General features: G+C 72.0%; 9 protein-coding genes and 1 rRNA gene. 5 read left to right on the top strand and 5 right to left on the bottom strand.

What is annotated here, in order from left to right; translation table 11 throughout:
* Positions 1-92 (top strand): 5S ribosomal RNA (rrf, locus tag ACIQVZ_RS06790); the annotation flags it as partial.
* An 85-nt stretch (positions 93-177) separates the two neighbouring features.
* On the opposite strand, the gene ACIQVZ_RS06785 is transcribed toward rrf, so the two are convergent.
* The gene (locus tag ACIQVZ_RS06785; RefSeq protein WP_402447703.1) at positions 178-630 is read right to left on the bottom strand and encodes a GNAT family N-acetyltransferase; all 453 of its coding nucleotides are present in this window, start codon (positions 628-630) and stop codon (positions 178-180) included.
* Positions 631-730: 100 nt separating this feature from the next.
* Positions 731-1,522 (bottom strand): VOC family protein, encoded by a 792-nt coding sequence (locus ACIQVZ_RS06780; RefSeq protein ID WP_350885413.1) that lies wholly within the window; start codon positions 1,520-1,522, stop codon positions 731-733.
* 206 nt (positions 1,523-1,728) lie between these two features.
* Here ACIQVZ_RS06780 and ACIQVZ_RS06775 point away from each other — a divergent pair, with 206 nt between their 5' ends.
* The 3 genes from ACIQVZ_RS06775 (at position 1,729) to ACIQVZ_RS06765 (ending at position 6,734) form a co-directional block, all read left to right on the top strand.
* The gene (locus ACIQVZ_RS06775) at positions 1,729-3,963 is read left to right on the top strand and encodes an ATP-dependent RecD-like DNA helicase (protein WP_350885415.1); all 2,235 of its coding nucleotides are present in this window, start codon (positions 1,729-1,731) and stop codon (positions 3,961-3,963) included.
* Between the two features lie 225 nt (positions 3,964-4,188).
* Positions 4,189-5,478 carry a citrate synthase gene (locus tag ACIQVZ_RS06770; RefSeq protein ID WP_350885417.1) on the top strand — a complete coding sequence of 430 codons (1,290 nt, stop codon included), beginning with the start codon at positions 4,189-4,191 and terminating at the stop codon, positions 5,476-5,478.
* Between the two features lie 536 nt (positions 5,479-6,014).
* Positions 6,015-6,734 carry an SDR family oxidoreductase gene (locus ACIQVZ_RS06765; RefSeq protein ID WP_350885419.1) on the top strand — a complete coding sequence of 240 codons (720 nt, stop codon included), beginning with the start codon at positions 6,015-6,017 and terminating at the stop codon, positions 6,732-6,734.
* Between the two features lie 103 nt (positions 6,735-6,837).
* On the opposite strand, the gene ACIQVZ_RS06760 is transcribed toward ACIQVZ_RS06765, so the two are convergent.
* From ACIQVZ_RS06760 to ACIQVZ_RS06750, 3 genes are all read right to left on the bottom strand, one after another.
* Positions 6,838-9,054: a heavy metal translocating P-type ATPase gene (locus tag ACIQVZ_RS06760; protein ID WP_402447718.1), complete on the bottom strand. Its 2,217-nt coding sequence runs from the start codon at positions 9,052-9,054 to the stop codon at positions 6,838-6,840.
* 176 nt (positions 9,055-9,230) lie between these two features.
* Positions 9,231-9,560: a heavy-metal-associated domain-containing protein gene (locus tag ACIQVZ_RS06755; RefSeq protein WP_402447702.1), complete on the bottom strand. Its 330-nt coding sequence runs from the start codon at positions 9,558-9,560 to the stop codon at positions 9,231-9,233.
* A 36-nt stretch (positions 9,561-9,596) separates the two neighbouring features.
* Positions 9,597-10,535 (bottom strand): PrsW family intramembrane metalloprotease, encoded by a 939-nt coding sequence (locus ACIQVZ_RS06750; protein ID WP_402447700.1) that lies wholly within the window; start codon positions 10,533-10,535, stop codon positions 9,597-9,599.
* Between the two features lie 160 nt (positions 10,536-10,695).
* On the opposite strand from ACIQVZ_RS06750, the gene ACIQVZ_RS06745 reads away from it, so the two are divergent.
* Positions 10,696-11,868, top strand: a complete 1,173-nt coding sequence (locus ACIQVZ_RS06745) for a PP2C family protein-serine/threonine phosphatase (RefSeq protein ID WP_350885427.1) — start codon at positions 10,696-10,698, stop codon at positions 11,866-11,868.
* Positions 11,869-11,904 lie beyond the last annotated feature (36 nt).

The raw sequence follows: 11,904 nt of genomic DNA, 5'->3' as shown, positions 1-11,904 counted from the left end.
CGCCCGGTTACATTCCGAACCCGGAAGCTAAGCCTTACAGCGCCGATGGTACTGCAGGGGGGACCCTGTGGGAGAGTAGGACGCCGCCGAACAATCATTCACAGAGAACCCCCATCCGGGAGACCGGATGGGGGTTCTCTGCATTTCCGGGGTCCGGGGCCTTGGAACTCCGAGGCCTCAGAGTTGGAGCTTGAATCCGACGTGTGACGGGACGAAGCCGAGCTTCTCGTAGAAGCGGTGGGCGTCGGTGCGGGTCGCGTCGGAGGTGAGCTGGACGAGGTCGGCGCCGAGTTCGCGGGAGCGCTCGATCGCCCACTGGATCAGTTCGGTGCCGAGGCCGCTGCCCCGCTCGTCGGTGTGGATGCGGACGGCCTCGATGATCGTCCGGGTGGCGCCCTTCCGGGAGATGCCGGGGATCACGGTCAGCTGCAGGGTGCCGACGGTCCGGCCGGCGCGCTCGGCGGCGACCAGGTGTTGGTGCGGGTCGCCGTCGACGCGGGCGAAGGCGGCACGGTACGGCGTGAGGTCGTCGGGGCTCTCGCGGGTGGCGCCCAGGGCGTCGTCGGCGAGCATGGCCACTAGCGCCGGCAGGTCCTCCGCGGTGGCCCGGCGGATCGTCAGGTCAGTCATGATCAGAGGATAGGCACGCCCTTCGGGGTGGGTTTCCCCGCACCTCCGCCGCCACTGCCCGTAGCACCCCCTCAGGCCCCTTCTCGGGGGTGATTCGCTGTCACTCCCCGGGCTTGGCACTGGTGATGACGGCGAAGACGGCGCCGTGCGGGTCGTGGAACTGGGCGAGGCGGCCCACGCCGTGGACGTCCATGGCGGGGATCCGCACGGTGGCCCCGAGCTTGTCGGCGATGGCGAGGCTGGCGTCCACGTTGGGGACCTCGAAGTAGGGGAGCCAGTGCGAGGTGGTGCCGCGGGCGGTCTGTTCGGGGCCGAGCTGCATGATGCCGCCGTGGGCGTCGTCGCTGCCGGCGCCGGCGGGGGTGAGGACGGTGTAGGAGGTGCCTTCGAGTGGCACGTCCTGCTCCTGCCAGCTGAAGACGGCCTGGTAGAAGGTCTTGGCGCGTTCGGCGTCGACGCTGTAGCACTCGGTCCAGCAGAGGCTGCCCTCCTCGTTGACGACATCCAGGCCGCGGGTGTCGTGCGGCTGCCAGACGGCGAACTCGGCGCCGGTCGGGTCGGTGTAGCCGGCCATCCGGCCGGCGGTGAAGACGTCGAAGGGCGTGAACCGGACGTGCCCGCCGGCCTGTTCGACGAGTTCGGTGGTGCGGTCGGCGTCGAGGGTGGCGAAGTACAGCGTCCAGGCGGGCAGGGAGCCCTCCTCCGCGAGCGGGCCGAGGGCGGCGACCGTCCGGCCGTCGAGCTGGAAGAAGCCGTACCCGCCGGCTTCGGGGCCGGCCGGGTCGAAGGTCCAGCCGAACAGGGCGGTGTAGAAGTCGACGGAGGCCCGGGTGTCGGGACTGCCCAGGTCGAGCCAGTCGGGGGAGCCGGGGCGGAAGGCGGTGTTGAGCATGGGCACTGCTCCTCGGACGGGGCCCGTACGGGCGCGATCGTGCCCCCCTGCCCGTCCCAGCCTGGCACCTCGGCGGGGGCGCTGCACGGCAGGGGCCCGGAGGCGGTCCTGCCGCGGGGGTGGTTCGGTGCGGGTGCGGGCTTGTCGTGGCCGGGCGGTACGGTGCGTAACGGAAGGTCCACCCGTACTGGTCGAAGGGGGTTCCGGTGGCCAGGCAGGCGCAGTCGGGGCAGGAGGCGCCGCGCCAGCTCGCGCAGGTCGAGGGCGTGCTGGAGCGGATCACGTACGCCAACGAGGACACCGGTTACACGGTGGCCCGGGTGGACACCGGCCGGGGGGCGAACGACCTGCTGACGGTGGTGGGCGCGCTGCTGGGAGCGCAGGTGGGGGAGTCGCTGCGGCTGCACGGGCGGTGGGGCTCGCATCCGCAGTACGGGCGGCAGTTCACGGTGGAGAACTACACGACGGTGCTGCCGGCGACGGTGCAGGGCATCCAGCGGTACCTGGGTTCGGGGCTGATCAAGGGGATCGGGCCGCGGTTCGCCGAGCGGATCGTGGAGCGCTTCGGGGTGGACACCCTGGAGGTGATCGAGAACGAGCCGGGCCGGCTGATCGAGGTGCCGGGGCTGGGGCCGAAGCGGACGAAGAAGATCGCGGCGGCCTGGGAGGAGCAGAAGGCCATCAAGGAGGTGATGGTCTTCCTCCAGGGGGTCGGGGTGTCGACCTCGCTCGCGGTGCGGATCTACAAGCAGTACGGGGACGCCTCGATCGGGGTGGTGCGGAACGAGCCGTACCGGCTGGCGTCGGACGTGTGGGGGATCGGCTTCCTGACGGCGGACCGGATCGCCCAGGCGGTGGGGATCCCGCACGACAGCCCGGAGCGGGTGAAGGCGGGGCTGCAGTACGCACTGTCGCAGAGCAGCGACCAGGGGCACTGCTACCTGCCGGAGGAGCGGCTGATCGCCGACGGCGTGAAGCTGCTGCAGGTGGACGTGGGCCTGGTGATCGACTGCCTGGCGGAGCTGGTCGCGGCGGAGGGGGTGGTGCGGGAGTCGGTGCCGGGGGAGGCGGGCGAGGCGATCACCGCGGTGTACCTGGTGCCGTTCCACCGGGCGGAGATCTCGCTGGCCAACCAGCTGCTGCGGTTGCTGCGTTCGGATTCCGACCGGATGCCGTGGTTCGGCGGGGTGGACTGGCCGGTGGCGCTGGAGTGGCTGGCGAAGCGCACCGGGGCCGATCTCGCGCCGGAGCAGGAGCAGGCGGTGCGGCTGGCGCTGACCGAGCGGGTCGCGGTGCTGACGGGTGGTCCGGGCTGCGGTAAGTCGTTCACGGTGAAGTCGATCGTGACGCTGGCGCTGGCCAAGCGGGCGAAGGTGGTGCTGGCGGCGCCGACCGGGCGGGCGGCGAAGCGGCTGGCGGAGCTGACCGGGGCGGAGGCCTCGACGGTGCACCGGCTGCTGGAGCTGAAACCGGGCGGGGACGCCGCGTACGACCGGGACCGGCCGCTGGACGCCGATCTGGTGGTGGTGGACGAGGCCTCGATGCTGGATCTGATCCTGGCGAACAAGCTGGTCAAGGCGGTGCCGCCGGGGGCGCACCTGCTGTTCGTGGGGGACGTGGACCAGCTGCCGTCGGTGGGCGCCGGCGAGGTGTTGCGGGACCTGTTGGCGCAGGGCGGCCCGATCCCGTCGGTGCGGCTGACCAGGATCTTCCGGCAGGCCCAGCAGTCGGGGGTGGTGACGAACGCGCACCGGATCAACGAGGGGAGGCCGCCGCTGACGGACGGTCTGCCGGACTTCTTCCTGTTCGCGGAGGACGACGCGGAGCTGGCGGCCGGCCTGACGGTGGACGTGGTGGCGCGGCGGATCCCGCAGCGGTTCGGCTTCGACCCGCGGCGGGACGTCCAGGTGCTGGCGCCGATGCACCGGGGGCCGGCCGGAGCGGGGAACCTGAACACGTTGCTCCAGGGGGCGGTGACGCCGGCCCGGGAGGGGCTGGCGGAGCGGCGGTTCGGCGGGCGCACGTTCCGGGTGGGGGACAAGGTCACGCAGGTGCGCAACAACTACGACAAGGGGCGCAACGGGGTCTTCAACGGCACAGTGGGAGTGGTGACCGCCCTCAGCGTGGACGACCAGCGGTTGACGGTGCTCACCGACGAGGACGAGGAGGTGCCGTACGACTTCGACGAACTGGACGAGCTGGCCCACGCGTACGCGGTCACGATCCACCGCTCGCAGGGGAGCGAGTACCCAGTGGTGGTGATTCCGGTCACCATGTCCGCTTGGACGATGCTCCAGCGAAACCTGCTCTACACCGCTGTGACCAGGGCAAGGAAACTGGTGGTACTGGTGGGGTCACGGAAGGCGATCGCGCAGGCCGTGCGGACCGTCAGTGCAGGTCGACGGCATGCGGCGCTCGATCATCGACTGGCAACTGGATGATTATCCAACAGGATGGTTGCCTCTAATGTTCTCTTGACGTGAAGAGATTTACGGCAGAGCCTAGGGTGGTGCCGATCTTGTCCGGTTCGTACCGGCTGCGGCAGCAGGTTTTGTAGGGGCGGGCCCTTTCGGGCCACCCCGGGTGCGCGGCTGTCCTCCAGATGGGGGATGGTAGAGACAGTCAGGGCACCTTGGAAGAGGATTCATTTCGTCGGTGAGGAAGACGTGAGCGACAACTCGGTAGTACTGCGGTACCAGGACGGCGAGTACGAGTACCCCGTCGTCGAGAGCACTGCGGGCAACGCCGGCTTCGACATCTCGAAGCTGCTCCCGCAGACCGGCCTGGTCACCCTGGACAACGGCTTCGGTAACACCGCCGCGTACAAGTCCGCGATCACCTTCGTGGACGGTGACAACGGCATCCTGCGGTACCGCGGCTACCCGATCGAGCAGCTCGCAGGGCAGGGCGGCTTCATCGAGACCGCGTACCTCCTGATCAACGGTGAGCTGCCCAACGCGGACCAGCTGGCCGAGTTCAACCGCGAGATCACCCAGCACACCCTGCTGCACGAGGACGTCAAGCGCTTCTTCCAGGGCTTCCCGCGGGACGCCCACCCGATGGCCATGCTGTCCTCGGTGGTCGGCGCGCTCTCCACGTTCTACCCGGAGAGCCACAACCCGTTCGACGCCGGCCAGCGCCACCTGTCGACGGTCCGCCTGCTCGCCAAGCTGCCGACGATCGCCGCCTACGCGTACAAGAAGGCGATGGGCCAGCCCTTCGTCTACCCGCGCAACGACCTGAGCTACGTCGAGAACCTCCTGCGGATGACCTTCGCCGTCCCCGCCGAGGACTACGAGCTCAACCCGGTGATCGTCAACGCCCTGGACAAGCTGCTCATCCTGCACGCGGACCACGAGCAGAACTGCTCGACCTCCACCGTGCGCCTGGTCGGCTCCAGCCACGCCAACCTGTTCGCCTCGATCTCGGCGGGCATCTCGGCGCTCTGGGGCCCGCTGCACGGCGGCGCCAACCAGGCCGTGCTGGAGATGCTGGAGAGCATCCAGAAGGACGGCGGCGACGTCGACGCGTTCATCACGAAGGTGAAGAACAAGGAAGCCGGCGTCAAGCTGATGGGCTTCGGCCACCGCGTCTACAAGGCGTTCGACCCGCGCGCCGCGCAGGTCAAGCTGCTCGCGCACGAGGTCCTCGGCCAGCTCGGCAAGAACGACGAGCTGCTGAACATCGCGCTCAAGCTGGAGGAGCACGCCCTCAAGGACGACTTCTTCATCTCGCGCAGGCTCTACCCGAACGTGGACTTCTACACCGGCCTGATCTACCGCGCCATGGGCTTCCCGACCAGCATGTTCACCGTGCTGTTCGCCCTCGGCCGGCTGCCGGGCTGGATCGCCCACTGGCACGAGATGATCAACGACCCGACCAGCCGGATCGGCCGTCCGCGCCAGATCTACACCGGCGTCGAGATCCGCGACTACGTCGCCCTCGGCGACCGCTGACGCTGCACCCGGAAGGGCCCGGCCGCCAGGTGGCGGCCGGGCCCTTCCGCGTCCCCGTGCGGTCGGCCCGGGTGGGCGCCCGCGCGGGGACGGAACCGTACGGCGCACGACTCCGGGGCCGGGCCGAAGCCGGGGACGGCCGCTCAAAGCGTCCCTGACCCGCCGCAACCCCGGCGTCGTGCGCGAAGGCCGTCAAGGTCGACGACCGTCCCGGGGCCCGCCGGAGCCCCGTCGGCGGCAGTCGGTGGAAGCGCGGGGACGCATTGCCGTTCGTCGCGTCTCCGCCCCTCGGAAAACTGCCGCACTACCAACCTAAGACGTATCAGGGTGCGAGAAGTTACGCCCGGGGGGTGTGAGCTGCCTCTCGCCACGCTCCGTGTGCGCCTCGTGCCGAGCCCATATCACACGTTCCCGCGCGCGCGACGTCACCCTCCCCGCAGTCACGGCAACCGAGCGTGATAGGAATCGTGGCATTCCGGTACGGACCGTCCCGCACCCTCGCAGCGTGGCGGCGGAGCTGGGGAGGGAGTGCGCAGATGGCCAGGAACGTCGTTGTCACCGGCGGTGGCACGGGAATCGGGTACGAAGTCGCGCGGCGGTTCGCCGAGGCGGGCGAACGGGTCGTGATCGTGGGCCGCCGCCGCGCGGTCCTGGAGAAGGCCGCGGCGGACCTCGGGCCGAACGTCACCCCGCTGGTGTGCGACCTCGCCGACCCCGATGCCGTCGAGGCCGCGCTCGCCGAACTGCCCGAGCGGATCGACGTCCTGGTCAACAACGCCGGCAGCCGGGAGACCGTGATCGGCGCCGGGCCGCACGCCCTGCTGGCCCGCTGGCGCGGCGACTTCGAGCGCAACGTGCTGACCGTGGTGCTGCTCACCGAGTCGATCCGGGACCGGCTCACCCCCGGCGCCGGCCGGGTGGTCACCATCAGCTCGATCGCCGCCCTGCGCGGGGCCGGCTCGTTCGGCGCGGCGAAGGCCTCGCTGCACGCCTGGAACCACTTCCTGGCCGCCCAGTTGGGCACCTCCGGGATCACCGCCAACATCGTGGCGCCCGGGACGGTGGCCGGCACCGAGTTCTTCGGCCCCCGGCTGGACGAGGCCGAGGTCTCCCGCCGGGCGGCCCGCACCCTGCTGGGCCGGATCGGGGAGACCGGTGAGGTCGCGGCCGCGGTCCACTTCCTGGCCTCGCCCGAGGCCGGGTTCATCACCGGCGAGATCCTGCACTGCAATGGCGGCGAGCTGCTCGGGCGCTGACGAGCCGGCGCGGTGACGCCGTGACGCCGTGACGCCGTGACGCGTTGACGCGCGGAAGGGGCCGGACCGGGCGGTCCGGCCCCTTCCGCGTCGCGCGGGCGGGTCAGGCGGGCTGGAAGCGGCGCAGGCGCAGGCTGTTGGTGACCACGAAGACCGAGGAGAAGGCCATCGCGGCACCGGCGATCATCGGGTTGAGCAGCCCGGCGGCGGCCAGCGGGATCGCTGCCACGTTGTAGCCGAAGGCCCAGCACAGATTGCCCTTGATGGTGCCGAGCGTGCGGCGGGAGAGCCGGATGGCGTCGGCCGCCGAACGCAGGTCGCCGCGGACCAGGGTGAGGTCGCCGGCCTCGATCGCGGCGTCGGTGCCGGTGCCCATCGCCAGGCCCAGGTCGGCCTGGGCGAGGGCGGCCGCGTCGTTGACGCCGTCGCCGACCATCGCCACGACCCTGCCCTCGGCCTGGAGCCGCTTGACGGTGGCGACCTTGTCCTCGGGCAGGACCTCGGCGACCACGTCCGCGGGGGCGATGCCGACCTCGGCCGCGACGGCCTCGGCGACCGCCCGGTTGTCGCCGGTCAGCAGCACCGGACGCAGGCCCAGCGCGCGCAGCCGGGCGATCGCCTCGGCGCTGGTCGGCTTGACCGCGTCCGCGACCTCCAGGACGGCCCGGGCCTCGCCGTCCCAGCCCACCGCGATCGCGGTCCGCCCGGCCGCCTCGGCCGCGGCCTTGGCGCGGGCCAGGACGGGCGGCAGGTGTTGGGCCCGGTCGGCGAGCAGGGCCTCACGCCCGGCCACCACCGCCCGGCCCTCGACGACGCCCTGCACGCCCCTCCCGGGGAGGTTGCGGAAGTCCTCGACCGGCGGCAGCGCGCCGGTCCGCTCGGCGGCAGCCGTGGCGATGGCGGCGGCGATCGGGTGCTCGGAGGCGTGCTCCAGGGCGCCGGCCAGGCGTAGCGCCTCGGTCTCGTCGACGCCCTCGGCGGTGTGTACGGCGAGCAGGGTCATCCGGCCGGTGGTGACGGTGCCGGTCTTGTCCAGGACGACGGTGTCGACCTTGCGGGTGGTCTCCAGTACCTCGGGGCCCTTGATCAGGATGCCCAGCTGGGCGCCGCGGCCGGTGCCGACCATGAGCGCGGTCGGGGTGGCCAGGCCCAGGGCGCACGGGCAGGCGATGATCAGCACGGCCACGGCGGCGGTGAACGCCTCGGTGGGGCTGTCGGAGGCCAGGAGCCAGCCGACCAGGGTGGCGAGCGCGAGCAGGATGACGACCGGGACGAAGACGGCGGAGATCCGGTCGGCGAGGCGCTGGGCGGCGGCCTTGCCGTTCTGGGCCTCTTCGACCAGCCGGGCCATCCGGGACAGCTGGGTGTCCGCGCCGATCCGGGTGGCCTCGACGACCAGCCGGCCGCCGGCGTTGACGGTGGCGCCGGTGACCTGGTCGCCGACGCCGACCTCGACCGGTACGGACTCGCCGGTGAGCATCGAGGCGTCCACCGCCGATCCGCCCTCGACCACCGTGCCGTCGGTGGCGATCTTCTCGCCCGGCCGGACCACGAACCGGTCGCCCACGGCCAGGCCGCCGACCGGGATCCGGACCTCGGCCCCGCCGCGCAGCACGGTGACGTCCTTCGCGCCGAGGTCGAGCAGGGCGTGCAGGGCGGCCCCGGCCCGGCGCTTGGAGCGGGCCTCCAGGTGGCGGCCGAGCAGGATCAGCACGGTGACGGCGGCGGCCGTCTCCAGGTAGAGGGTGGACGAGGCGTCGGTGTCGCCGATCGCCAGCGAGAAGTCGTGGTGCATGCCGGGCAGGCCCGCGTGGCCCCAGAACAGTGCCCAGAACGACCAGCCGAAGGCGGCCAGGGTGCCGAGCGAGACCAGGGTGTCCATGGTCGCGGCGCCGTGCCTGAGGTTGGTCCAGGCGGCGCGGTGGAACGGCAGGCCGCCGTAGACCACGACCGGGCCGGTGAGGGCGAAGGCGAGCCACTGCCAGTTGGCGAACTGGAGGGCCGGGATCATCGACAGCATGACCACCGGGACGCTGAGGACGGCGCTGATCAGCAGTCGGTCGTACAGCGGGTCGGCGGTGTCGGTACCGGTACCGGCAGCGCTGCCGGCGTCGGCGCCGGTCGGGAGGGCGGGGGCCGGGGGCGGCGGGAGCTCGGCGGTGTAGCCGGTGCGCTCGACGGTGGCGATCAGGTCCTCGACCGTCACCCCGGGGCCGTAGTCGACCCGGGCCTTCTCGGTGGCGAGGTTGACGGTGGCTTCGACGCCGTCCATCCGGTTGAGCTTCTTCTCGATCCGGGTCGCGCAGGAGGCGCAGGTCATGCCGCCGATCGACAGCTCGACCCGGTCCCGGATCCCGGGGGTGCCCTGGACGCCGGGGGCGGTGGTGACCAGTTCGCTTCGCTCGCTCATGCGGATCGGCTCCTCGGCAGCTCCTCGGTGGGGGCGTACGGCGGGGTCCGCTGCCCGGGCCCCGCCGTACGGGCGTGCAGGGAGGCCTAGGCGCTGCGGCCGACCAGTTCGTAGCCGGCCTCGTCGACGGCGCTGCGGACCTGCTCGTCGTCCAGCGGGGCGAGGGAGGAGACCGTCACGGTGCCGGCCCCGGAGTCGGCGGCGACCTCGGTGACGCCGGTGAGGGCGGAGAGCTCCTCGCTGATCGCCTTCTCGCAGTGGCCGCAGCTCATGCCGGTCACGGTGTAGGTGGTGGTGCTGGACATCCGGGCCTCCGGGAGGTGTGGCGCCCCGGGCGTCGGCCCGGGCTCTACTCTGACAACACCATACCCCTCAGGGGTATTTCCGGGAGGGGTGGGTGACGTGGCACGCGTCACGGGCGCGCGCCGGTCGGGCGTATGTGCCGGATCGCCTCAGGCCGGGGAAGCCGGGAGCTGGGCCGGGATCGGCGCGCGCTCGCGCCGGATCAGCAGCCGCAGCCAGAGCAGCCCGCCCAAGGAGACCACGAGCAGCCCGGCCGTGTCGTAGAGGGTGTACAGGTGCACCTGCTCACTGTCGGGGTGGGGCATGTGGCCGAGCTCGAACAGTGCGCGCTGCCAGGAGCTCGCGGTGGTCTTGGCGACCAGCCAGACGGCGATGCCGCTCGTGCTGTCCCAGAGCGCGTGCAGCAGCGATACGCCCAGGTAGGTGACGACGACCGGGGTGGTGAAGCGGAACCGCCCGCCGCGGCGCTCGCTGAACAGCACCCCGCCGATGATCGCCGTCCACAGGATGTGGCCGACCGGTGCGAGCACCCCGCGCAGGATCTCCGTCTCGACCAGGTCCTCGAGCGAAAGCCCCTGGATGCTCAGCACGGCGTTGAACGCGTACCCGGCGCTCTCGAACGCGGCGAACCCCGCGCCGACGGTGGCGCCGAGCACCAGCCCGTGCCGCAGCCCGCTGACCCGCAGCCGGCGGCTCACCATGACCAGGGCGGCCAGCTTGGCCGCCTCCTCGATCAGGCCGACGGTGACGTACATCCAGGCCGAGGGCGAGACCAGGTAGCTCTCCAGCACCGAGGCGCCCAGGACGCCGATGATGCCGCCGATGCCGAAGCAGACGAAGATCCGGTCCGGGCCGAGGTCGCCGGCGTAGCGCTCGTAGGCCCAGATCACCAGGGTGGCCGGGACCAGGAAGCTGCCGAGCAGCACGATCGTCGGGACGAGGTTGCTGTTCCCGGTGAGGAACGTGACGACGACGGTGGCGCCCCAGAGCAGCAGGCCGACGGCGAAGACCTTCAGCCAGTGGTCGGACGTGGCCGTCGTGCGGGCCGGGGCGTCGGAGATGCGGGGGGTGTTGCGGTAGCCGGACACCGGACGGGGCCTCCTCGGGGTAGCCGCTTTGGTCGAACTGTATGACAAATAGGGCATTTGGGGGCGATCGGGGCGCTCGTGCGGCGGGCCGACGGACGCGGTGGACGGAAACGCGGTAGGCGGGCGGGTGGGCGCCGCGAACGTCCTTTATGTTCGGTATGTGTTTCCGACTCGCCGCGCCCAGTCCCCCTCGGCCCCCAGCGCCGCCGGGCTGCCGCCGGACCGGCGGCGTGGCGCCCTGCTGGCCGCCGACCTCCAGGACGTGCCGTTCTGGCGGCGCGCCAGCCCGGCGCTGCTCGCCGTGCTCCTGGTCGCACTCGCTGACCTCCTCTCCGGCAAGGACCGCTACCTGGCACCGTTGATGACCGTCGTCCCGGCCGCCGCCGCGCTCACCCTCAGGCCGGGCGAACTGCTCGCCGTCTGCGCGCTCGGCCTGCTCGCCGTCTTCGGGCTCAGCCACTACGACCAGGTCGACAACATCAACGACGCACGCTTCCTCTACGGTGCGATGGTCAGCTACGTCGTGCTGACGGTCTTCTCCGCCTGGGTCGCCAAGATCCGGATGCGGCGCGCGGCGGCCTTCGCGGCCGTCAGCTCCGTCGCCGAGGCCGCCCAACGGGCCCTGCTGCGGCTGCCCGGCCCGGCCGTCGGGCCGCTGCGGCTGGCCGTCCGGTACGTGTCGGCCGCCGACGCCTCACGGATCGGCGGGGACCTGTACTCGGTGCTGGAGACACCGCACGGCACCCGGGTCGCGGTCGGGGACGTCCGGGGCAAGGGGCTCTCCGCCGTGCAGACCGCGGCCGTGGTGCTGGGCGCGTTCCGGGAGGCCGCGTACGACGAGGCCGGGCTGCGGGGCGTCGCGGCGCGGATCGAGGCCAGCGTCGAGCGGCACGTCCCGGACGGGGAGTTCACCACCGCGCTGTTCGCGGAGTTCCGCACGCCCGGGGTGATGGAACTGCTGCAGTACGGGCACGTCCCGCCGATCCGGGTCGACGGCGACGGGCGGGCGCACGTGCTGGACGCCCCCGACCCCTGGGTGCCGCTCGGCCTCGGACGGCTGGCGACCGGCGAACCGGCCAGCTGGGACCAGCCGTTCGGGGCGGAGGACGTCCTGGTGCTCTGCACGGACGGGGTGGTCGAGGCGCGGCACCGCAAGAGCGGGGAGTTCTACCCGCTGGCGGAGCGGGTCGGGCCGCTGGTGCGGGGCGCCACGCGGTCGGAGGGGGATCTGGAGGCGGCGGTGGGGCGGGTGTACGCGGACCTGCTCGCGCACACGGGCGGGGAACTGCGGGACGACGCCCTGCTGCTGCTGATCGCCAGGACGGACGGCTGAGGGCCGGACGGCCGAGGGTCAGAGGACTCTCTCCTC

The organism is Kitasatospora sp. NPDC098663 (assembly GCF_044760075.1).
Taxonomy (GTDB): domain Bacteria; phylum Actinomycetota; class Actinomycetes; order Streptomycetales; family Streptomycetaceae; genus Kitasatospora.
This window is presented reverse-complemented; position numbering and strand designations above follow the sequence as displayed.